This window comes from Microbispora sp. NPDC046973 (assembly GCF_040644495.1).
Taxonomy (GTDB): domain Bacteria; phylum Actinomycetota; class Actinomycetes; order Streptosporangiales; family Streptosporangiaceae; genus Microbispora.
Window position 1 is genome coordinate 38,446 of sequence record NZ_JBEYWQ010000033.1, and the last position, 21,405, is coordinate 59,850.

At 73.5% G+C, this 21,405-nt stretch carries 22 protein-coding genes and 1 pseudogene; 14 read left to right on the forward strand and 9 right to left on the reverse strand.

Annotated elements, in window-relative coordinates; all coding sequences use genetic code 11:
* Nucleotides 1-122 precede the first annotated feature (122 nt).
* From menD to ABZ860_RS36425, 8 genes are all read left to right on the forward strand, one after another.
* A complete protein-coding gene (menD, locus tag ABZ860_RS36390; RefSeq protein ID WP_357229421.1) occupies nucleotides 123-1,772 on the forward strand; it encodes a 2-succinyl-5-enolpyruvyl-6-hydroxy-3-cyclohexene-1-carboxylic-acid synthase in 1,650 nt (549 codons plus the stop codon).
* Between the two features lie 141 nt (nucleotides 1,773-1,913).
* Entirely contained in the window at nucleotides 1,914-2,555 is a 642-nt protein-coding gene (locus ABZ860_RS36395) for a DedA family protein (protein WP_357229424.1), read from the forward strand.
* A 55-nt stretch (nucleotides 2,556-2,610) separates the two neighbouring features.
* A complete protein-coding gene (locus tag ABZ860_RS36400) occupies nucleotides 2,611-3,153 on the forward strand; it encodes a DUF1203 domain-containing protein (protein ID WP_357229426.1) in 543 nt (180 codons plus the stop codon).
* Nucleotides 3,154-3,226: 73 nt separating this feature from the next.
* Nucleotides 3,227-4,546 carry a serine hydrolase domain-containing protein gene (locus ABZ860_RS36405; protein WP_357229429.1) on the forward strand — a complete coding sequence of 440 codons (1,320 nt, stop codon included), beginning with the start codon at nucleotides 3,227-3,229 and terminating at the stop codon, nucleotides 4,544-4,546.
* A 7-nt stretch (nucleotides 4,547-4,553) separates the two neighbouring features.
* A complete protein-coding gene (locus ABZ860_RS36410) occupies nucleotides 4,554-6,152 on the forward strand; it encodes a helix-turn-helix domain-containing protein (protein ID WP_357229432.1) in 1,599 nt (532 codons plus the stop codon).
* A 163-nt stretch (nucleotides 6,153-6,315) separates the two neighbouring features.
* The gene (locus tag ABZ860_RS36415; RefSeq protein ID WP_357229435.1) at nucleotides 6,316-6,777 is read left to right on the forward strand and encodes an SRPBCC family protein; all 462 of its coding nucleotides are present in this window, start codon (nucleotides 6,316-6,318) and stop codon (nucleotides 6,775-6,777) included.
* Nucleotides 6,774-7,124 carry a metalloregulator ArsR/SmtB family transcription factor gene (locus tag ABZ860_RS36420; protein ID WP_357229438.1) on the forward strand — a complete coding sequence of 117 codons (351 nt, stop codon included), beginning with the start codon at nucleotides 6,774-6,776 and terminating at the stop codon, nucleotides 7,122-7,124. Before ABZ860_RS36415 ends, ABZ860_RS36420 begins: the two co-directional genes overlap by 4 nt.
* A gap of 21 nt (nucleotides 7,125-7,145) precedes the next feature.
* The gene (locus ABZ860_RS36425; protein WP_357229441.1) at nucleotides 7,146-7,589 is read left to right on the forward strand and encodes an SRPBCC domain-containing protein; all 444 of its coding nucleotides are present in this window, start codon (nucleotides 7,146-7,148) and stop codon (nucleotides 7,587-7,589) included.
* Nucleotides 7,590-7,640: 51 nt separating this feature from the next.
* On the opposite strand, the gene ABZ860_RS36430 is transcribed toward ABZ860_RS36425, so the two are convergent.
* Nucleotides 7,641-8,165, reverse strand: a complete 525-nt coding sequence (locus ABZ860_RS36430) for a helix-turn-helix domain-containing protein (RefSeq protein ID WP_357229444.1) — start codon at nucleotides 8,163-8,165, stop codon at nucleotides 7,641-7,643.
* 219 nt (nucleotides 8,166-8,384) lie between these two features.
* On the opposite strand from ABZ860_RS36430, the gene ABZ860_RS36435 reads away from it, so the two are divergent.
* Nucleotides 8,385-8,795 carry a nuclear transport factor 2 family protein gene (locus ABZ860_RS36435; RefSeq protein WP_357229446.1) on the forward strand — a complete coding sequence of 137 codons (411 nt, stop codon included), beginning with the start codon at nucleotides 8,385-8,387 and terminating at the stop codon, nucleotides 8,793-8,795.
* Nucleotides 8,796-8,871: 76 nt separating this feature from the next.
* On the opposite strand, the gene menC is transcribed toward ABZ860_RS36435, so the two are convergent.
* The 4 genes from menC to ABZ860_RS36455 form a co-directional block, all read right to left on the reverse strand.
* Nucleotides 8,872-9,972: an o-succinylbenzoate synthase gene (menC, locus tag ABZ860_RS36440; protein WP_357229516.1), complete on the reverse strand. Its 1,101-nt coding sequence runs from the start codon at nucleotides 9,970-9,972 to the stop codon at nucleotides 8,872-8,874.
* 74 nt (nucleotides 9,973-10,046) lie between these two features.
* Complete coding sequence (locus tag ABZ860_RS36445) at nucleotides 10,047-10,871, reverse strand: GNAT family N-acetyltransferase (RefSeq protein ID WP_357229449.1); 825 nt, start codon at nucleotides 10,869-10,871, stop codon at nucleotides 10,047-10,049.
* Entirely contained in the window at nucleotides 10,868-11,977 is a 1,110-nt protein-coding gene (locus ABZ860_RS36450; protein WP_357229451.1) for a M20 family metallopeptidase, read from the reverse strand. Before ABZ860_RS36450 ends, ABZ860_RS36445 begins: the two co-directional genes overlap by 4 nt.
* Nucleotides 11,974-13,023, reverse strand: coding sequence for a membrane dipeptidase (locus tag ABZ860_RS36455; RefSeq protein WP_357229454.1), 1,050 nt, complete (start codon nucleotides 13,021-13,023; stop codon nucleotides 11,974-11,976). Before ABZ860_RS36455 ends, ABZ860_RS36450 begins: the two co-directional genes overlap by 4 nt.
* A 132-nt stretch (nucleotides 13,024-13,155) precedes the next feature.
* Between ABZ860_RS36455 and ABZ860_RS36460 the strand changes: the two genes are divergently transcribed.
* Nucleotides 13,156-13,776: a YigZ family protein gene (locus tag ABZ860_RS36460; RefSeq protein ID WP_357229457.1), complete on the forward strand. Its 621-nt coding sequence runs from the start codon at nucleotides 13,156-13,158 to the stop codon at nucleotides 13,774-13,776.
* Nucleotides 13,777-13,833: 57 nt separating this feature from the next.
* Here ABZ860_RS36460 and ABZ860_RS36465 read toward each other — a convergent pair whose 3' ends face one another.
* On the reverse strand, nucleotides 13,834-15,057 hold the full coding sequence (locus ABZ860_RS36465) for an isochorismate synthase (protein ID WP_357229460.1): 1,224 nt from the start codon (nucleotides 15,055-15,057) through the stop codon (nucleotides 13,834-13,836).
* A 171-nt stretch (nucleotides 15,058-15,228) separates the two neighbouring features.
* Here ABZ860_RS36465 and ABZ860_RS36470 point away from each other — a divergent pair, with 171 nt between their 5' ends.
* The gene (locus tag ABZ860_RS36470; RefSeq protein WP_357229463.1) at nucleotides 15,229-16,044 is read left to right on the forward strand and encodes a GDSL-type esterase/lipase family protein; all 816 of its coding nucleotides are present in this window, start codon (nucleotides 15,229-15,231) and stop codon (nucleotides 16,042-16,044) included.
* Between the two features lie 26 nt (nucleotides 16,045-16,070).
* Here ABZ860_RS36470 and ABZ860_RS36475 read toward each other — a convergent pair whose 3' ends face one another.
* Nucleotides 16,071-16,763, reverse strand: coding sequence for an FCD domain-containing protein (locus tag ABZ860_RS36475; protein WP_357229465.1), 693 nt, complete (start codon nucleotides 16,761-16,763; stop codon nucleotides 16,071-16,073).
* A 193-nt stretch (nucleotides 16,764-16,956) separates the two neighbouring features.
* On the opposite strand from ABZ860_RS36475, the gene ABZ860_RS36480 reads away from it, so the two are divergent.
* The gene (locus ABZ860_RS36480; RefSeq protein ID WP_357229467.1) at nucleotides 16,957-18,738 is read left to right on the forward strand and encodes a 2-isopropylmalate synthase; all 1,782 of its coding nucleotides are present in this window, start codon (nucleotides 16,957-16,959) and stop codon (nucleotides 18,736-18,738) included.
* Between the two features lie 100 nt (nucleotides 18,739-18,838).
* Nucleotides 18,839-19,831 (forward strand): BtrH N-terminal domain-containing protein, encoded by a 993-nt coding sequence (locus tag ABZ860_RS36485; RefSeq protein WP_357229469.1) that lies wholly within the window; start codon nucleotides 18,839-18,841, stop codon nucleotides 19,829-19,831.
* Nucleotides 19,832-20,058: 227 nt separating this feature from the next.
* Here ABZ860_RS36485 and ABZ860_RS36490 read toward each other — a convergent pair.
* A pseudogene (locus ABZ860_RS36490) lies at nucleotides 20,059-20,273 on the reverse strand (hypothetical protein); the annotation flags it as partial.
* 91 nt (nucleotides 20,274-20,364) lie between these two features.
* Nucleotides 20,365-20,937, reverse strand: coding sequence for an ABATE domain-containing protein (locus tag ABZ860_RS36495; protein ID WP_357229471.1), 573 nt, complete (start codon nucleotides 20,935-20,937; stop codon nucleotides 20,365-20,367).
* A 21-nt stretch (nucleotides 20,938-20,958) separates the two neighbouring features.
* On the opposite strand from ABZ860_RS36495, the gene ABZ860_RS36500 reads away from it, so the two are divergent.
* Nucleotides 20,959-21,402, forward strand: coding sequence for a VOC family protein (locus tag ABZ860_RS36500; RefSeq protein ID WP_357229474.1), 444 nt, complete (start codon nucleotides 20,959-20,961; stop codon nucleotides 21,400-21,402).
* Nucleotides 21,403-21,405: the final 3 nt, after the last annotated feature.

The window sequence follows — 21,405 nt, forward strand, 5'->3', positions numbered from 1 at the left end:
ATGACGGCGGCCTCTCCGTTTTGCCGTACGCTTGCGGCTGCGGGAACGGGAGGAGACGGGCGGGTGGACAGGAACCGGGCCGGTCTGGGCGTTCTGAATCTGGGCGTTCTGGAGGCGCGGCGGTGAACCCGGCGACCGCCCTCTCGACCGTCCTGGTCGACGAACTGGTGCGCTGCGGGGTCACCGACGTGGTGCTCGCCCCGGGCTCCCGGTCCGCGCCGCTGGCGCTCGCCGCGCACGCCGAGTCGCGGGTGCGGCTGCACGTGCGCGTCGACGAGCGGTCGGCGTCGTACCTCGCGCTCGGCCTGGCCAAGCGGTCCGAGCGGCCGGTGGCCCTGATCTGCACCTCGGGCACGGCGGCGGCCAACTTCCACCCCGCCGTGATCGAGGCGTCCGAGTCGGGCGTGCCGCTGCTCCTGCTGACCGCCGACCGGCCGCCCGAGCTGCGCGGCACCGGCGCCAACCAGACGATCGACCAGGTCAAGCTGTACGGCTCGGCCGTGCGCTGGTTCGCCGAGGTCGGGGTGCCCGAGGACCGGCCGGGCCAGGTGGCCTACTGGCGGTCGCTGGTGTGCCGGGCCTGCCAGCGGGCCGCCGGGCCGCCGGACCCCGGGCCCGTCCACCTCAACGTGGCCTTCCGCGAGCCGCTGATCCCCGACGGCGACGCGAGCTGGTGCGAGCCGCTGGACGGCGACGCCTCCGGCGCGTGGTTCCGCGCGCGGGTCGCGCCGCCCTCCGCCGCCCTGCACATCCCGCCGACCCGGCGCGGGGTGCTGGTCGTCGGCGACGGCGCCGCCAACGTGCGGCGGTACGTCGCCGCCGCGGGCATGGCGGGATGGCCCGTGCTGTCGGAGCCCAACGGCGGCGGCCGGTACGGCGACCACGCGATCTCGACCTACCACTTCCTGCTGGGCGACCAGGAGTGGGCCGACGCCCACCGGCCCGACGTCGTGGTCACCCTCGGCCGTCCCGGGCTGTCGCGCCCGCTGCTGTCGTGGCTGCGCCGGGCCGAGGAGCACATCGTGGTCGCTCCCGACCTGACCCGATGGCCCGACCCGACCCGCTCGGCGACGCAGGTGGCCCAGGCCGTGGAGATCCCGATCGCGGCCGGCGGGGACGCCTGGCTGCGCGCCTGGCGGCACGCCGACCACGTGGCCCGAGAGGCGATCGACGGGGTTCTCGACTCCTCCGGGCTGACCGAGCCGCGGCTGGCCAGGGACCTCGCCGAGGTGGTGCCCAACGGCTCGCTGCTGTTCTGCGGGTCGTCCATGCCGATCCGCGACCTCGACCAGGCCATGCGCCCCCGGCGCGGGCTGCGGCTCATGGCCAACCGGGGCGCGTCGGGCATCGACGGCCTGGTCTCCACCTCCATCGGGGCCGCGCTCGCCCACAACGGCCCGGCGTACGCGCTGATCGGCGACCTCACGCTCCTGCACGACCAGAACGGCCTGATCCTCGGCCCGCGCGAGCCCCGGCCCGACCTGTGCCTCGTGGTGGTGAACAACGACGGCGGCGGGATCTTCTCGCTGCTGCCGCAGGCCGCACTGGAGGACCCGTTCGAGCGGGTCTTCGGCACTCCCCACGGGGTGGACTTCGGCTACCTTGCCGCCGCGACCGGCCTGCCGTACGCGCTGGTCGAGGACCCGGAGGAACTGTCCAGGGCGATCAAGGGGGACGGCCTGCGCATCGTGGAGGCGCGCACCGACCGGGTGGGCAACGCGGCCGTCCACGCCGCGATGCGCGACGCCGTCCGCGCGGCGATGCGCGACTGATCGTCTCCCGGTTGATCGTCTCCTGGTCGGAGGCGGGGCAGGTCCGTCCTTCTATCGGGTTACCCGCCATGGTCCTTTCGGCGGATGCCGCACTCGCGGGGCGACGGCAGAATGGGTGCTGTTACCGCGTTGAGGAGTGAGATGCACGTCGACGAGTGGCTGCAGACCATCCCGTCCGTCTGGGTCTACGTGCTCGTGGGCGCCGTCATCGGGCTGGAGAGCCTGGGCATCCCGCTCCCGGGCGAGATCGTGCTGGTGAGCGCCGCGCTGCTGTCGTCCAGAGGGGTCGTGGACCCCGTGGTCGTCGGGCTCTGCGCGAGCGGCGGCGCGATCGTGGGGGACTCCATCGGCTACCTGATCGGCCGCAAGGGCGGACGCCCGCTGTTCGACCGGCTGGGGCGGCGCTTCCCCAAGCACTTCGGCCCCGCGCACATCGCCAAGGCGGAGCAGGTGTTCAACCGCCACGGGATGTGGGCGGTGTTCTTCGGGCGCTTCGTCGCCTTGCTGCGCATCCTCGCCGGGCCGCTCGCCGGAGCCCTGCACATGCCCTACTGGCGCTTCCTCGTCGCCAACATCCTCGGCGGCATCGCCTGGGCCGGCGGGACCACGGCCGCGGTCTACTACCTGGGCGTGGTGGCCGACAAGTGGCTGAAGGGCTTCTCCTGGGTGGGGCTGGTGGTCGCCGTCCTGGTCGGCCTGGGCACCACGGTGTGGCTCAAGCGCAAGGCCGCCAAGGCGGTGGGCGAGGAGGAGGCCGTGCCGGAGACCGTCGGCACCTCGTGACGCGCCGTCCGTTTTCCGCCAGCCTTCACGACGGCGGCACGGCCACGATAAGGGCATGGCGTTCGAGATCAGGGCCATCGCGCCCGACGTACTTGACCAGCTCAGGAAGACCGACGACGCCGGGCGGAGGCCGCGCCTGATCGTCGATGAGGAGGGCGGCAGCCCGCTGCGCTGCTGCCTGCGCCGCTCCCGGCCCGGGGAGGCCGTCCTGCTCGCGGCCTACGCGCCGCTGCGTCGCTGGGCGCTGGAGACCGGCGCCGACCCCGGGGCGTACGAGGAGGTCGGGCCGGTGTTCGTGCACGAGGAGCCGTGTGAGGGACCCTCGTCGACGACAGGGCCCGGCTATCCCGCGGCCATGGGGGGCGCGCGGCGAATCTTCCGCACCTACCGCGCCGACGGCTCCATCCTGAACGGGCACCTGGTGGAGGCGCACCAGTCGGCCGATCCCGTCGCGGCGTCGATCCTGCTGGACACCCTGTTCGAGGACCCGGAGACGGCCGTGATCCATGTGCGGGCCGTGGAGTTCGGCTGCTTCATGTTCGAGGTGCGGCGCGGTGTGTTGGACAATCCCACTACGAGCGATGCGCCGGTTCGTTGAGGTGAACGAGGCAGCGGCGGGAAAGGACGCCTAGCGTTCGGGCGACGGCCCGGCGACGAAAGGACCCCCTCCGATGGCTGACGTGGCAGGACGATGGCACACCCGGCTCGGCGAGCTGGTCGCCGAGTACGAGGTGCCCGGCGCGACCCTGGCCTTCCTGCACGAGGGGGAGGTCCACGAGTTCGCCGCCGGCGTGCTCAACGTCGCCACCGGCGTCGAGGCGACCCCCGACTCGCTCTTCCAGATCGGCTCGATCACCAAACTGTGGACGGCGACGCAGGTCATGCTGCTGGCCGAGCAGGGGCGGGTCGCCCTCGACACCCCGGTGCGGGAGATCCTGCCGGAGTTCAAGGTCGCGGATCCGGAGGTGTCCGGGACCGTCACGCTCCGGCACCTGCTGTCGCACACCTCGGGCATCGACGGCGACCTGTTCCTCGACACCGGCAGGGGCGACGACTGCCTGGAGAGGTACGTCGAGGCGTGCGCGGACCTCGCCCAGATCCACCCGCTCGGCGCCACCCACTCGTACTGCAACTCCGGCCTGTCCATCGCGGGCCGGGCGGTCGAGCGCCTGACCGGCAAGGTGTGGGACGCCGCGCTGCGCGAGCAGGTGGTCGAGCCCCTGGGCCTGACCCACACCTGGACCCTGCCGGAGGACGTCCTGCGCTTCCGCGCGGCCATGGGCCACATGGGCGGCGCGCCCGCGCCGATGTGGGGTCTGATGCGCTCGGCCGGGCCCGCCGGGCTGATCTGCGCCCGCGCCGCCGACGTCGTCGCGTTCGCCCGCGCTCACCTCGAAGGCGGCCTGCTGGCGGACCCGGCGGCGATGTGGGAGCCGCAGGTGGACGTCCCCAACCCGCACACGCTGGGCAGGCAGTGGGGGATCGGCTGGATCCTCGACGAGTGGGACGGCCACCGGGTGATCTCCCACGGCGGCAACACGATCGGCCAGGCGGCCATGCTCTGGGCGGTTCCCGACGCGGGCACGGTCGTGTGCGTGCTGGCCAACGGCGGCCATACCGGGGCGTTCCAGCACGCGGTGGCCACCGAGCTGTTCGCCGGCCTGCTCGGCCTGGCCGTCCCGCCCGTGCTCGGCCCGCCCGCCGAGCCGTACGAGACCGACGTGGAGCGGTACGCCGGGGTCTACGAGCGGGCCGGCATGCGCATCACGATGACGGCGCGCGACGGAGTGCTCGCCACGCACATGGAGGCCACCGGGGCCCTCGCCGGGGCGCAGCCGCCCATGGACGTCGACCTCGTGCCGGTGGACGACGTCACCTTCGTCGGCCGCCCGCAGGGGCAGCCCGACTGGTGGTCGGCGGTGTTCTTCCGGCTCGCCGACGGCACGCCGTACGTCCACCTCGGCGCGCGGGCCACGCCCAGGATCGGCTGAGGCGGGGATGACCGCACGGCCGCGAGCCAGCCTGCGCCGGGTCCTCGAGGACCTCGGCAGCACCGTGCTCGACGTGGCCGTCTCACCCGGTGACCTCGACGCCGAGGTCACCGGGGTGCACATCTACGACCCCCTGGACGAGCCGCTGCTGCAGGAGGGGGCTCTCGTGCTCGCCGTCGGGGTGGACTCGGCCGAGCGGATCAGGGCCCTGCTCGACGCGGCCGGCCCGGCGGCAGGCGTCGTCGTCAAGCAGCCGGTGGAGGTGGACGAGCCGCTGCGCGCGAAGGTCCTGGAGACCGGGGTCGCCGTGCTCGGCCTCACCCGCGCCGCCTCCTGGGCTCAGGTGGCGGCGCTGCTGCGGTCCCTGCTGGCCGAGCTCAGGGGCGAAGGCGATCTCGCCGAGCCCGGAGAGCCTCCGCCGGACGGCCTGTTCTCGCTGGCCAACGCCGTGTGCGCGCTGCTGGACGCGCCGGTCACCATCGAGGACCGCTCCTCGCGCGTGCTGGCCTACTCCGAGCGGCAGGAGGAGGCCGACCCCGGGCGGGTGGCGACCGTGCTCGGCCGTCAGGTGCCGGAGCGGTATCGGCGGATGCTGGAGGAAGGAGGCGTGTTCCGCCGCCTCTACCAGAGCCGCGAGCCGATCTACATCGAACTCGACGACGAGGGGATCAACCGGGCGGCGGTGGCCGTCCGCTCGGGGGACGAGATCCTCGGCTCCATCTGGGCAGCGGTGCGCGAGCCGCTGAGCGAGCAGCGGCGGCGCGCCCTCGCCGACGCCGCCAAGATCGTCGCGTTGCAGCTCCTGCGGCAGCGCGCCGGGGCCGACACCAGCAGGCGCCTGCGCGCCGACCTGCTGTCGACCGTGCTCGCCGGCGGGCGCGAGGCGGCGGAGGCGGCGGGCCGGCTGGGTGTGGCGAGCGAGCGCCTGTGCGTGCTCGCGGCCCAGCTCACCGAGGAGGCGTACGACGACGACGCCGCCCGGCTGGAGGGCGACAGGCAGCGGTTCTGCGACGCCCTCGCGCTGCACGTCGGGGCCATCCACCCCAAGGCCGCGGCCGCGCTGGTCGGCTCCGTCGCCTACGCCGTGCTGCCCCTGCTGGCCGGCGGGCAGGAGGAGACGCGGGCCGTACGCGTGGCGGAGAGCTTCCTGACCAGGGTCGGCCCCCGCCACGCGGCCAACATCGGCGTGGGGCGCCTGGCGGCCGACCTCACCGAGGTGGCCCGGTCGCGGGCCGACGCCGATCGGGCGCTGCGGGTGCTGCGGGCCAGGGGCGCCTCCGGCAAGGCGGCCGGATACACGAGCGTGCACTTCGAGGCGCTGCTGCTCCAGCTGTCCGATCTCGTCAGGGCGGAGAAGCAGGCGCCCACCGGGCCGTACGAGCGGCTGCTCGCGTACGACGCCGAGCACGGCAGCGAGCTGGTCGCCACCCTGCGGGCCTATCTGGACGCCTTCGGCGACGTCAACGCCGCCGCCGCGCGGGTCCACGTGCACGCCAACACCTTCCGCTACCGCCTCAAGCGGCTGGCCGAGATCGGCGGGCTGGACCTGGCCGACCCCGACGCGCGGCTCGGCGTCATGCTCCAGATGCGGATCTTCGGCCGATAGCACGACCCGCCGGATGGCGTCTGGGAGCGGGGGCGGGACGTGGTCCACGAGGCCGGCGGAGCCCGACGAGTTCGGCCCGGAGCGGCGATGTGCAACCGATGGTTGCACTAAGGCTGTCCTCTCGGTTAGCCTCATGTGCAACCAAACGTTGCAGGAGGCGGACGTGGAGTTCGGCACCATCGAGCGCGAAATCTACATCGAGGCGTCACCGGAGATCGTCTTCGAAGTGGTGAGCAGTCCCGGCCACCTCAGGGAGTGGTGGCCGGACGACGCCAGCTATGAGCCGGCGCCCGGGTCGGCGGGGGAGATCGTCTTCGGAGACCGCGACGCCGGCGGGGCGGTGGTGTCGTTCACCGTCGTCGACGTGCGGCCGCCGCGGACGTTCTCGTTCCGCTGGACGCACCCGGCCGGCGAGGCGGCGGCGGAGGGCAACTCGCTGCTGGTCACCTTCGACCTGACCCCCTCGGGCGGCGGGACGCTGCTCAAGATGACCGAGTCCGGCTTCCGCGAGATGGGCTGGGAGGCCGCCGTCCTGGAGCAGCAGTACCGGGAGCACGTCACCGGATGGGACTTCTACCTCCCGCGGCTGGCGTCGTACGTCGCGACGCTGCGGGTGCGGCCGTGAGCGCCGCGACGGCCGAGCACGTCGACGACGACCTCTGGTCGGCGATCGGCGACCCGACCCGGCGCCGGATGCTCGACCTGCTGCTCATCGAGGGCGACGGCACCGCCACCTCCCTGGCTCAGCGGCTCCCGGTCACCCGGCAGGCGGTGGCCAAGCACCTCGGCGTCCTCGACCGGGTCGGCCTGGTCAGGGGAACGCCGGCGGGCCGGGAGAAGCGGTATCGGGTGGACGACGCCCAGCTCGCCCGCGCGGTGGCCCAGCTGTCGTCCGTCGGGGCGGCGTGGGACGCCCGGCTGCAGCGGATCAAGCGGATCGCCGAGGCGATCCAGCGCACCCAACAGGACTGACGAGACCAAGGAGAGCCGAAGATGGCGGACATTCTGCACAGGATCGGGGTCAAGACCCGGACGCCGGAGAAGGTGTACGACGCGCTGACGACCGTCGAGGGCCTCGCCGGCTGGTGGACCGACGACACGAAGGGGAGCGGCGACGTCGGCGGCGTGCTCGAGTTCCGGTTCCCGCCCGGGGGCTTCGACATGGAGGTCGTCGAGCTGCGTCCGTCCGAGCGGGTGGCGTGGCGGGTGGCCGACGGCCCGGAGGAATGGATCGGGACGACGATCGACTGGGACCTGCGCCAGGACGGCGACTACACGATCGTGCTGTTCAAGCACCAGGGCTGGAAGGAGCCCGTGGAGTTCATGCACCACTGCAGCACCAAGTGGGCCACGTTCCTGATGAGCCTGAAGGCCCTGGTGGAGACCGGCGAGGGAGCGCCGGCGCCGCGGGACGTGCAGATCAGCGACTGGCACTGAGTGGTCGGTCAGCCGAGCGATCGGTGAAGCCGAGCCGGGCTCGCGCGTCGTTCACCGGGGCCGGGGGCGCAGCCCGTCGAGGATGAGCTGGGCGATGTGCCCGGAGCGCTCGCGGCTGGTCTCCGCGCCGGCGTGGCGGATCGCGGCGAAGGCGCCGGCGACCAGGGCCATCACCTCGTCGACGGTGAGGTCGGGACGTACGGCGCCGGCTGCGTGCGCGCGATCGAGCAGGTGCGCGACATGGCGGGTGAGATCGGCCGCGACATCCGGGGCGGCGGTGCGCAGGTCGAACTCGGCCGCCACCAGTGCGCTCTTCACCGCTACGTTCTCTGCCCCGCTGGCCATCATCGCGGTCAGCAGCGTGAACAGGGCGGCGGGGTCGCCGGTGGCGGCGAGGGCTTCCCCTTCCGCCACCAGCTGCCTGAGCTGGTCGGTCGCGACGGCGAGATAGAGCGCTTCCTTCGTCGGGAAGTGCCGGTGGACGGTGCCGGGGCCGACGCCCGCGCGGCGGGCGATCTCGTCGAGCGAGACGCCAAGCCCTTCCGTCGCGAACAGCTGCTGCGCGGTCCGCAGCACACGCTCGCGATTGCGGCGTGCGTCGGCCCGCGGCTCGCGGTCGCTTCCGGGACCTGCCGTCGGGTTCGCTGGGACTGGTCGAGGCGGCCGGCTGGACATGTCGGCATCAGCATAACCGGGGCGCCGCACCGCATAGTATGGCCCTAACCGGGGCGGCGCACCGGTTAGGGCCGGCGCCGCTCGCGACCCGACCCGCCGGCCACGAGGGAGACCACGCCGATGACCACACGCGAGGACGCGACCGCCCAGGTGAAGCAGGTGCAGGTGCAGCTGGTGCGGCGGCTGCAGGAGTGCTTCAACAGCCGGCGCTTCGACCAGGCCGCCGAGCTGCACACTCCCGGCTTCTTCAGCCATCCGCTCGGCACCCCGGGATTCGAGGCGGGCAAACAGGCCTGGCACGCGCTCGTCGCCCGGTTTCCCGGCATCCGCGTCGTCGCCCAGGACATCTTGGTGGACGGCGACAAGGCCGCCGTCCGCTCGATCGTCGAGGGAGTCACGGCCCCGGACGACGACGCGCGGCCCATGCTGTTCGAGATATTCCGCATCGAAGGCGGCCGGTTCGCGGAGATGTGGGGGGCCAGCACGGGATTCCCAGCGGCGGCGAGCCCCGAGGACGTGGCCGCCGGATGAGCCGCCGACGGCAACCACTGATCCATCCGGCACAGGTGGAAAGGCATGAGGCGACGCATCCCTGTGCCGGCGGGCGTCAGAGCGGGATCCACTCGGTGGCGACGGTGACCTCGTCCAGCAGCGACGGGACCGGCTCGACTCCGATGCCCGGACCGGTGGGCACGGTCAGATGCCCGTCCTCGAGCTCGAAGGGCGGGGTGATGTCGGTGCTGTAGTAGCGGCGGGAGCCGGAGGTGTCGCCGGGCAGGGTGAAGCCGGGCAGCGCGGCCAGCGCGACGTTGGCCGCCCGGCCGATCCCGGTCTCCAGCATGCCGCCGCACCAGACCGCGACGCCGTGGGCGCGGCACAGGTCGTGGATGCGCCGGGCCTCCAGGTAGCCGCCCACCCGCCCCGGCTTGATGTTGACGACCGAGCAGGCGCCGAGGGAGATGGCCGCCGCCGCGTGCGCGGCGGACTCGATCGACTCGTCCAGGCAGATCGGCGTGCTGATCGAGGCGGCCAGCCGGGCGTGCTGCACCATGTCGTCGTCGGCGAGCGGCTGCTCGACGAGCAGCAGCCCGAACTCGTCCAGCCGCGCCAGGTGCGGGGCGTCGGCAAGGGTGTAGGCGGCGTTCGCGTCGACCTGCAGCGGCAGCTCGGGCCCGAAACGCTCGCGCACGGCGCGTACGGGCTCCAAGTCCCAGCCGGGCTGGATCTTGAGCTTGACGCGGACGTAGCCCTCGTCCAGGTAGCCGGCGACGGCGTCGAGCAGCTCGGGGACGGAGTCCATGATGCCGACGGAGACCCCGGCGGCCACCCGGCTCCTGGTGGCGCCGAGGAAGGCGGCGAGCGACTGGCCGGTGGCACGCAGGTGGGCGTCCAGCACGGCCGTCTCCAGCGCCGCCTTGGCCATGCGGTGCCCCTTGACCGGCCGCAGCGCCTCGTTCACGGCGTACGGGCCGGGCCGCGAGGGCAGCGCGGGGATCAGGAAGCGGCGCAGCACGTCGGCCGCGCCCTCGGCGTACTCGGAGGAGTACAGCGGCTGGGACATCGCCACGCACTCGCCCCAGCCCTCGGCGTCGGGCGTGACGACGCGCAGCAGCAGCACGTCACGCCGCGTCTCGGTGCCGAAGGACGTGCGGAACGGCGCGACCAGCGGCATCGCGATCCGCCGCAGCTCGACACCGGTGATCTTCATGCCCGTGGTTTCCGCGCCCGTGGTTTCCATGCCCGTGGTTTCCATGCCCGTGGTTTCCATGCCCGTGGTCTCCATCACACTGCGCGGCCGTCGCCGCCTCTCCCTTCGTCGAGGGCGCCCCGGCGGACGACGTAGCAGGACTTGTCGTGGAATCCGGTGACCCGCGCGCCGTCGCGCAGCAGGCCGCCGAGCACTTCGCGCAGGGCCAGCCGCCAGGCCCGGGCCGCGGCCGGGTCCGTCGCGCGCAGGGTCTCGATGTCCCCGGGCACGGCGACCAGCACCGTCTCGGCGTCGATGCGGCCCCGCACGGGCCGGCCGCCGTCGTCGTCCAGGCCCGTGACCGCGTCCGGCGGGATCTCCATCCGGGACGGCTCACGCCGTACGGCGGCGAGCACGGGCGGCGAGGTCAGATTCCAGACGGCCAGCACCCGATCGGACTCGTCCCCGGCGTTGATCGCGTCGCCCATGGTGCCGTAGAAGGCCGGGAGGTACTCCTCCGGCCGCGCGCCGAGCTTGGCGAGGTTGAAGTGGGCGTTGCGGCGCACCAGCGGATCGTACGTCCAGGTGATGGTCTCCAGGCCGCGGCCGAGCGCCCACTCCCGCTGGTGCAGCTTCAGCGCGAAGCCGACGCCCCGCCCGGCGACGGTCCCGGTGATGTGGGAGTGCAGCGCCCGCCGCGGCGGGGCCGCGACGAACCCGACCGACGCGCCGACCAGCCGGTCGTCCCGATAGGCCCCCGCGACGTAGTTGCCGGCATGGGAGAGCGCTCGCAGCATCTCCACCGTGATCGGCGCACCGCCGGGATCCGGCCGCCAGATGCCGCCGAACAGGCGGCAGACCTCCTCGAAATCCTCGATGGCGTGCAGCTCGCGCAGGTGCGGCTCGCCGCGCCCGCTCATCCGCGCACCGCCTCTATCAGGCCCGCAAGCAGCGCCGCACGGCCCGGCATCTCCGCCACGACCACGTGCTCGTCGTCGGCGTGCGCGCCGCCGCCGACCGCGCCGAGCCCGTCCAGGGTGGGGCAGCCGGCCCCGGCGGTGAGGTTGCCGTCCGACGCGCCGCCGACGGCCGCGCCCGGCAGGGGAGCGAGCCCGAGGCCGGCGGCGACCCGCTGGGCGAGCGCGAACAGGCCGGCCGACGAGGCCGGTTCGAGCGGCGGGCGGTTCGGGCCGCCGAGGACCTCCAGGCGGGTGCCGGGCGTCCGGGTCGACAGCGCCCGCATCAGCGCGTCCACGCGGAGCTGGGCCGCGACGGTCGGCACGCGGACGTCCACGGCCAGGCGGGCCAGCGCGGGCACGGTGTTCATGGTGGTGCCGCCGGACAGCAGCGTGGGCGTGACCGTCGTGCCGTCCGGCATCCCGTCCGGGCCGTCCGCCATCGCGGCGACGGCGAGGATCTGGTGGGCGAGTTCCACGCCGGCGTTCGCCCCCTTGCCGGGATCGAGGCCCGCGTGGGCGGCCCGGCCGTGCACCACGACCTCGTACGCCGAGATGCCCTTGCGCGCGGTCTTCAGCGCGCCGCCCTCGGCGCTCGCCTCCAGCACGAAGGCGGCGGCGCGGCCGCGCGCCGACTCCTCGACCAGGGCGCGGGAGGACGGCGACCCGACCTCCTCGTCACCGGTGACCAGCACGCACACGCCGTCGGGGGAGGGCAGCGCGGCCAGCGCGTGGAACATCTGGACCAGCCCGGCCTTCATGTCGAACACCCCGGGCCCCCGCGCGATCCCGCCGCTGACCGACCACGGCCGCGAACGCAGAGAGCCGATCGGCCAGACCGTGTCGTGGTGGCCGAGCAGCAGCACGCGCGGCTCGCCGAAGGTCCACCGCAGGTGCGTCACCCCGTCGATGACGATCGTCTCGGGAGGCGCGCCGAGCAGGCGGCGCCCCTGGCCGGCGACGACGGCGGCGCTGCGGGCCACCGCCTCGTGGTCGGCGGAGAAGGACTCGCAGCGGACGAGCTCCTCCAGGTCCGCGAGCATCGCGGCGGGATTCACGGTGACGGTCACCGCGGCCTGCCCAGCTCGGCACGCAGCAGCCGCCGCACGTTGCCGCCGAGGATCTTCAGGATGTCGTCGCCGGGCACGCCGCGCCGCAGCAGGGCCTCGGTGACCAGGGGCAGCCCGCGTGGCCCGTCCAGCCCGGGCAGGGCGGCGCCGGGGTCGATCCCGTCGAAGCCGAAGTCCTCACAGCACGGGGGAGTGACGTCGTGCACCACCTCGCGGACGAAGTCGGGCCCAAGCCCCACGTGGTCGATGCCGGCCACGTCCGCGACGTGCTCGATGTGGTCCATCAGCCGGTCCACGGTGTGGCCGGCGGGGTCCTCGGCGAGGAAGACGGGGAAGAAGTTGACGCAGACGACCCCGCCGGTGGCGGCGACGCCGCGGATCTGGTCGTCGGTGAGGTTGCGGTGGTGGTCGCGCAGCGCGCGGGCGGACGAGTGCGTCGCCATCACCGGGCGGGTGGCCAGCTCCAGCACGTGCTCGACCCCGCGCGCGCCCAGGTGGGAGACGTCGAAGATCATGCCGAGCCGCTCCATCTCGCGTACGGCCGCCACTCCCGCGTGGGTCAGCCGGCCGCCGGTGGCGTCCTCGCCGCTGCCGTCCGCCAGCGGCGTGCGCCCCCAGTGGGCGATCGAGGCGACCCGTACGCCGAGCCGGTGCAGGGTGGGCAGCAGTTCGACGGAGGAGTCCAGGCCGGGCATGCTCTCCAGCGCCAGGACCAGGGCGATCACGCCGTCGTCGAGCGCCCGGTCGACCTGCGCGCCGTCCAGGCACAGCCGTACGGCGTCCGCGTTGCCCTCGGCCAGCGTGTGCGCGCACTCGATCATACGCAGGGTCTGGCGCAGCGCGCCCTCGGGACGGTAGCGGTCGTCCACGAAGACCGGCAGCACCTGCAGGTCCACTCCGCCGTCCCGCAACTGGGGCAGCCACCGTTCCCTGAAGAACGCCGCCCACCGGGCCGGCGGGCGTTCGGCGACCGCCATCAGCAGGTCGTTGTGCGTGTCCGCGACGACCGCGCGACGGTGCAAATGGGAGGAGAGTTCGACCGGCACCCCGCTGACGCTACGACAGGGAGGGAGAGGGGGGATTCGTCCGGTCGCACCAAAGAGCGGCACGGCGTTCGTCCGCTTCTACAAAGGCGTTACATTACTTTGTAAAGGCGGCCTGCTGAATAAGCTGACCTCGTGGCAGCGCCGTACCGGACGATCAGGGGCATCGTCGAGCACGAGACCGAGATCCGCCGTTCGCGCTTCGTCTGCGCGCTCGCCCCTGCGGCGACGGAGGAGGCCGCTCGGGAGTTCGTCGCCGAGCGCAGGCGGCTCTACGCCGACGCGACCCACAACTGCTCGGCGTACGTCGTCGGCGAGAGCGTGCGCAGGGCGGACGACGACGGGGAGCCCGGCGGCACGGCCGGCACGCCGATGCTGGAGATGCTCACCCGACGCGGCTTCGCCGACGTGGTCGCCGTCGTCACCCGTTACTTCGGCGGGGTGCTGCTGGGCGCGGGCGGCCTCGCGCGGGCGTACGGCGGCGCGGTGGGCGAGACGCTCGACCGGGCGGAGGTGGTCGAGATGGTCCCCGCCGCGGTCGTGACCGTGTCGGTCGGCCACGCCCAGGCGGGGAGGCTGGAAAGCGACCTGCGCGCCTCGCCGTACGCGCTGCGCGGTGTGGACTACGGCGCACGGGTCGCCTTCGAGGTGGCGGTGGCCGAGGACCGGCTGCCCGTCTTCGAGGAGTGGATCGCGGCGGTCACCGCCGGCCGGGCCGTGACCGCGCTCGGCGGCACTCTCCACCTCGCCCGCTGAGACGAGGAGACGCGCGTCATCCCTCCCGCGTCATCCCCCCGCGTCATCCCTCCCGCGTCATCCCTCCAGGGCGTACCGCATCACGCGGAGCTTGGCCTGCGCCTCGGCGAGCTCGGCGGCGGGGTCCGACCCGGCCATGATGCCGCAGCCGGCGAACAGCCGGGCGCGCCTGCCCGAGACGTACGCGCAGCGCAGCGCGATGCCCCACTCGCCGTCGCCGCGCGAGTCGATCCAGCCGACCGGCCCGGCGTAGCCCGCGCGGTCCATGCCCTCCAGCTCGCGGATGACGCCGAGCGCGGCGCCGGTGGGCGTCCCGCCGACGGCGGCCGTGGGATGCATGGCCGCCACCACGTCGAGCACCGACGCGCCGTCGGACAGCCGCCCGGTGACCCGGCTGGCCAGATGCTGCACGTTGGGCAGCACCAGGAGCTCGGGCTCGTCGGGGACGTCCAGCGCCGAGCAGAGGGGGGCGAGGGCCTCCCGGACCGAGGCGACCGCGCAGGCGTGCTCGTGACGGTCCTTCTCCGAGGCGTACAGCGCGGCGGCGCGGGCGGCGTCGTCGGCCGGACCGCCGCCCCGCGCCGTGGTGCCCGCGAGCACCAGCGACTCCACCGCCTGGCCGGTGTGCCGCACCAGCAGCTCCGGCGTCGCGCCGACCAGTCCGTCGACGGAGAACGTGTAGCACTCGGGGTAGCGCTCGGCCAGCCGTCCCAGCAGCACGCGGGGATCGATGTCCCGCTCGGCGACCGCCGTCAGGTCGCGGGCGAGCACGACCTTGTCCAGCATGCCGTCCTTGATCCGCCGTACGGCCCGCGCGACCCGGTGCTCCCACTGGGGCGCCGTCAGCGAGCCGTCGGCGTACCGGATGCGGCCCGGCTCCCTGGGCTGGGTGACCAGGTCGAAGGCGCTGTCGCCGATCGTGGTGAGCCAGGCGTGACCGTCCCGGCGGGCGAGCACGACGCGGGGGACGACCAGCACGGTCCCCTGGGCGTCGCCGTCGAAGGTGAAGGAGCCGAAGGCGACCGGACCCGAGCCCGGCACGCCGACCTCGTCCTCGATGAGAGCACCGGCGAACAGCGAGGAGAGCCAGCCGCGCGCCCAGTCGAACCGGCCGGGGCCGGGCGGCACCGCCGCCCGCGCCGCCTCCCCCCAGCCCACGAGTCCCTCACCGTGTCTGATCCAGGCGTACGGCGCGGCGTCGGGCAGACGCGCCAGCAGATCGTCAGGGTCGCTCACCGCGACCGTGCGAACCACGAGGGGCCGGATAAGAGCGACACTCACCCGACTCACTCTACGCAGGATCTGAACATGTTCGACAAGAGACCCCCCTTGCGGTCCCAGGGTCCCTCTGTCAAGCCGCGATAGGAACTTGGTCATGGAAGGCTCGCCTTCCCTGGTGGCGATAGAGCGCACCTCCACGCGATCCCTACCTTTGATCTCCCGGAGGTGCCCATGATCAAGAAGATCACGCCGGTCCTGGCCACGGCCGTCCTGCTCGTGCCGACCGGCGCCCACGCCCGTACGACGCCCGCCGTGATGGCGGCGCTGGGCGACTCGATCAGCGCGGGGTTCAACGCCTGCGGCTGGTACGTCGCCTGCACGTCCCGCTCGTGGTCCGCGGGCGACTCACCGTCGGTGAACAGCCACTACCTGCGCCTGCTCGCCATGGGGAACGCTATCAAGGGGCACAACCTGAACTTCGCCGTCCCCGGGGCGACCAGCGCCGACCTGGCCGGGCAGGCGCGGCGGGCCGTCCAGGCCGGGGCCGGCTACGTCACCGTCCTGATCGGGGCGCAGGACGCCTGCGTGGGGTCCGAGAAGGAGATGACCCCCGTGGGAACGTTCCGGCGCAACATCGACGCGGCCTTCGACGTGCTGCGGCCCACCGGCGCGCGGGTCTACGTCGCGAGCATTCCGGACGTCAAGCGCCTGTGGCGGGCCGGCAAGGACAACGGGTGGGCCCGCGTCTTCTGGGGGATCGGCCACATCTGCCAGTCGATGCTGGCCAACCCGAAGTCCACCGCGAAGAAGGACGAGGCCAGGCGCGACCGGGTGCGCGAGCGGGTGATGGACTACAACGAGCAGCTCAGGCAGGCATGCGAGAGCTACGGCCTGGCCTGCCGCTACGACGGGGGCGCGGTCTTCTCCTACCCCTTCACCCTGAAGCAGGTGAGCGCGTGGGACTACTTCCACCCCAACGCCGACGGGCAGAAGGCCCTTGCCAAGATCACATTTGACGCGGGCTTCTTCTCCGACGTCGAGCCTTGATCACGCTTGTTCCACCCGCGCCTGCTTCAGCCCGCGCGGCGCAGGCGGCCGAGGGTCTGCTCCAGCTCCTCCTGCAGCACGCGGCCCGCGGCGTCGGCGTCACCGCGCTCGACGGCGCCGACGAACGCCGCGTGGGTGTCGTCTCCCGGGTTCGGGTCGCCCGCCCGCAGGTCGAGCAGGTCCACCAGGGCGATCAGGCCCTCGCGCAGCCGGGGGACGAACTCGGCGAACAGGTCGGTCAGCACCGGGTTGTGCGCGGCCGCGACGACGGCCGCGTGCAGGGCGATGTCGGCGTCGACGAAGGCGGCGTCGCCGTCCCGGGCGGCGGCCCGCCGGGCCTCCAGCGCCGCGTGCAGTGCCGTCACGTCCTCGGGCGTACGGCGCCGCGCCGCCAGCCGGGCGGCCTGCACCTCGACCAGCATGCGCACCTCGTAGACGTCGGCCACGGCGGCACGACGCAGGCGGGCCGTCCAGTCCTCGGCGGGACTCGTGGCGATGACGAAGACCCCGGCGCCCTGCCGTGCCTGGACCAGCCCGGCACCGGCCAGCGCGCGCAGGGCCTCGCGGACGGTGGAGCGGCCCACGCCCAGGGTCGCGGCCAGGGTCGTCTCGCCGGGCAGGCGGGTGCCGACCGGCCAGCGGCCCTCCACGATCTGTGCGCGCAGGCTCTCGACGGCCTGGTCGACGAGGGGGCTGCGGTGGAGCGCGCCGAGCGCCATCGCGGTTCACCTCTCAGGTTGTCTGAGGAGTTGTTCAGTGGTTAGTCTAGCCGCCATGTCGTCGCATCGGTCCCTCGGCCGTCTGTCCGGCCTGCTTCTCGGCCGCCGCGGCGGGGTTTGATCCGATGACCGGCGCCCCGCCGCGGGGTGCCGTGCCGCCGGTCGCCGCCAGACCGACCGAAGGATCACCGTCATGACAACCGTCTCCACCGCTTTCCCCACGCTCGGCACCCCTTTCCCCACGCTTCGCACGCCGGACGGCCCGGTGCCCGCGGACGCCCCCGCCTGGAATCCCCAGCGGGGCAGCGCCATGCCCCACCACCGCTACCGGCCCGCCCACGAGCGGGTCGAGATCCCCGAGATCCCGCGCGCCTGGCCGGGGCGCAGGATCGAGCGGGCCCCCCTGTGGGTGCCCGTGGACCTGCGCGACGGCAACCAGGCGCTGGCCGAGCCGATGGACACGCCGCGCAAGCGCCGCATGTTCGACCTCCTCGTCGCGATGGGGTTCAAGGAGATCGAGGTCGGCTACCCGTCGTCGAGCCGGACCGACTTCGACTTCGTCCGTCACCTGGCCGAAAGCGGCGCGGTGCCGGACGACGTGACCCCCGTGGTGTTCACGGCGGCCCGTCGCGACCTCATCGAGCAGACCTTCGCCTCCATCGAGGGCATGCCGCGCGCGGTGGTGCACCTGTACACCGCGACCGCGCCGGTCTGGCGTGACGTCGTGCTCGGACAGGACCGGGCCGGCCTGCACGCGCTCATCCGGGAGGCCGCCGGGCACATCGCGCGGCTCGCCGACGCCATGCCGGGGACGGCGGTGCGGTTCGAGTTCTCCCCTGAGGTCTTCAACTGCACCGAGCCCGACTTCGTCCTGGAGGTCTGCAACGGGCTCACCCATCTGTGGGACGCCTCGCCCGACCGGCCGGTGATCCACAACCTGCCCGCCACCGTCGAGATCGCCACGCCCAACCTGTACGCCGACCAGATCGAGTACATGCACCGCCACCTCGAACGGCGTGACGCGGTCATCCTCTCGGTCCATCCGCACAACGACAGGGGCACGGGGGTGGCCTGCGCGGAGCTCGCCGTACTGGCCGGGGCGCAGCGCGTGGAAGGCTGCCTGTTCGGCAACGGCGAGCGCACCGGGAACGTCGACCTCGTCACCCTGGCGCTCAACCTGTACGCGCAGGGCGTCGACCCGATGGTGGACTTCTCCGACATCGACGTCATCCGGCGGACCGTCGAGGAGTGCAACCGCCTCCCGGTCCACGTGCGGCATCCGTACGGGGGAGACCTGGTCTACACGGCCTTCTCCGGGACCCACCAGGACGCGATCAGCAAGGGTCTCGCCCACCACGAGCGCGCGGCGGCCGAGCGGGGCGTGCCGGTGGGGGAGGCGCCCTGGTCGGTGCCCTACCTGCCGATCGACCCGGCCGACGTCGGCCGCACGTACGAGGCGGTCATCCGGGTCAACAGCCAGTCGGGCAAGGGCGGCATCGCCCACCTCCTGCAGGCGCACCACGGGCTCGACCTGCCGAAGGCGCTGCGCGCCGAGTTCTCCCGCGTCGTCCAGGACGCGACGGACCGCAGCGGGCGGGAGGCCACGCCGAAGGACCTGCTCCGGCTGTTCCGCGCCGCGTACATGGCGGAGGACGGGCCGGTCACGCTGTCGTCCTGGACGCCGTCGCCGACCGCCGGCGGCGAGGGCTTCCACTGCCTGGTCCGGCGGGACGGGCGCGAAAGCGAGGGGACCGGAGCCGAGCCGGCGGCGGCCCTCGCCGCCGCGCTGGAGGCGTCCGGGATCGCGGTGGAGGTGCTCTGGCAGGGCGGGCATCCGGCGGAGGCCGGCGCCGTCGCCTACGCCCGGTGCCGCGTCGGCGGCACTCCCGTCTGGGGGGCGGGCGAGGACGCCGACGCCGTGACGGCGTCGGCCCGGGCGGTGCTCGCCGCCGTCAACCGCGCCCTGGCGATGTGATCGGCTGGACTCTCCCACTGTGGGAGGACTGACGCTACTTCCGGCGATCAGGGATGGGGGCGGCGTGACCGCCCGCCGCGCCGGCATGAGGAGAGCGAGCATGGCCATCGTGAAGGACATCGAGGCCCGCGGTATGCGGCACTGCGAGACGACGGCGCTGGGAGTGCTGTTGCGGCACGAGGGACTCGATCTGTCCGAGCCCATGCTGTTCGGGCTGGGCTCGGGCCTGTCCTTCGTCTATTGGGACAGCAAGGGCATGCCGTTCCCCTTTCTCGGAGGCCGCGTCAAGCCTTTCGCCCTCACCAGGAACCTGGCCGCCAGGCTTGGGCTGACGTTGACGACCGAGGAGACCACCTCAGCGCGCAAGGCGTGGGAGAACGTGGCCGCCCCCATCGACGCCGGCCGGCCGGTCGGCGTCCAGCTCGACTGCTACCACCTGGACTATTTCCGCTCCAAGGTGCACTTCGGCGGTCACGTCGTCGCCGTGTACGGCTACGACGAGCACGACGTCTACCTGGTGGACACCGACCAGCAGGGAGGAGCGGTGCGCACCAGCCGGGGCAGCCTCGCCGCGGCACGGGCCGAACGCGGCCCGATGACCGCCAGGAACCGCTCCTTCACCGTCACCCTGCCGGCTCACCCGCTGTCCTGGCAGGACCAGATCATCCCCGCGATCAGGGACTGCGCCGACGCCTTCCTCGCCGCTCCCATCGCGAACCTGGGCCATCGCGGCATCGAGAAGGCCGGAAAACAGGTGCCCGGATGGCTGCGACGCGCCGGCGACCTGCGGCAGGACCTGCCGCAGGCCGCCCTCCTCATGGAGAAGGGCGGCACCGGCGGCGCCCTGTTCCGCGCCCTCTACCGCGACTTCCTCGACGAGTGCACCCAGCTCGTCGACGACGACGGCCTCCGCGCCGGTCACCGGCTGTACGCCGAGGCCGCCGTCCTGTGGACGAAGGTGTCCACCCTGATCGCGGAGGCGGGGGAGAGCGGCGACGCGGGATGCCTCGAGCAGGCCGGGGCCATCCTGCACGATCTCTCGCGCGTGGAGAAGGAGGCCATGCAGGTGCTGCGCCGGTTGCCCGCGGACTGAGCCACGTTCGGGTCGTCCCGGCACCCCACGGCGGCGCGCGCCCGCCCGGCCGCCGAGGCGCCGGCGATCAGGCGGGCAGGTCGGTCACCCGGGCGGCGACCGGGCCGAACAGGTCGCCGATCGTGGTCAGGGCGGCGGCATGCGGGGCCTGCGCCGTCCGGGCCCGCCAGCGGCCGGGTCGCGCACGCCTCAGCGGCGACGGTGGGCGACGGTGGGCCGGTAGCCGTGGTCTCCACCGAGCCCAGGCCCGCGGCGGCGGCGACCCGCTCCAGCGGCTCGTCGGTGCTCTCCAGCAGCCGCCGCGTGGCCTCCGTCCGCGCCGCCTCGACGTACGCGGCCGGGGTTCGCCGGCCACCGCCAGCGCCGGCCGCTCGCCGTGGTCCTCCGTGACCAGGGTGAGCGCGAGATCCATGCACGCGCTGATCCCCGCGCCCGTCCACACCTCCGGACATCCGGGGGCGTGTCCGCCCTGCGCGCCGGCGCCGCCCCCGGCCCTGTGCCGGCGAGGCGGGCGGACGTCCATGGGCGCCGCTCTAGCCCTCGCGGGAGCGGTGCGCGCGGACCTTCTGACGGTTGCCGCACCGCTCCATCGAGCACCATCGCCTGCTGCCCGGGCGTGAGGTGTCGACGAAGATGAGCGCGCAGTTGTCCCCCGCGCACTCCCGCACGCGGTCCGCCAGCGGGCCGGTGAACAGCTCGATCGCGTCCCTCGCCACGGTCGCGACCACCTGGCCACCGGTCGCGGGGACTGCCCAGGACCGCAGCCCGTCCGCCGTCATCACGGGCGTCAACGGCGGCGCCGAGGCCGCCCGGTTGACCGCGTCCACGTCCGCCTGCCGCGGCGTGCGTCCGTGGACCCGGTCGCCGGCCAGCCCCCACAGGGCGGTGCGCAGGGCCTTCGCGCGGGCGAGTTCGCCGGCCGTCGTGTCCACTTCCGCCAGGCCGAGGCGGGACACGGCGGCCCAGCGGGCGAGGTCGGCCGGCTCGTGCAGTGTCTCGTAGTGGGCGTAGACCCCCACGCCGCCGCTCACCAGGAACTCCAGGCAGAGGGCGCCCGGGTCGAAGCGGAAGGAGACGCCGTGGCGTGGATGTAGCGTCAGGCTCATGTAACCACTATAAAAGGTTACATGACTCTCGAATGGAAGCTCGTCATCGACTGTGCCGACCCGCATGCGCAGGCGGCGTTCTGGGCGCAGGCCCTGGGTTACGAGGTGGAGGACAACAGCGCGCTGGTCGGCCGGCTCCTGGCCGCCGGCGTCGTGGGGGAGGAGGCGGTGACCCCCGACCGCACGGCCTTCCTGACGCTGCGGGCCGTACGGCACCCGGACGACCCGGTCGATCCGGACACCGGCACCGGTCGCGGCCGCCGGATCCTCTTCCAGGCGGTCCCCGAGCCGAAGCCCGGCAAGAACCGCCTGCACATCGACCTGCACGCGGGCCCCGAGCGCAGGGACGCCGAGGTGGACCGGCTCAAGGCGCTCGGCGCCACCGTGCTGCGCACGGTCCGGGAGCCGGGGACTCACCACGTGACCATGGCCGATCCCGAGGGCAACGAGTTCGACGTGCAGTGAGCC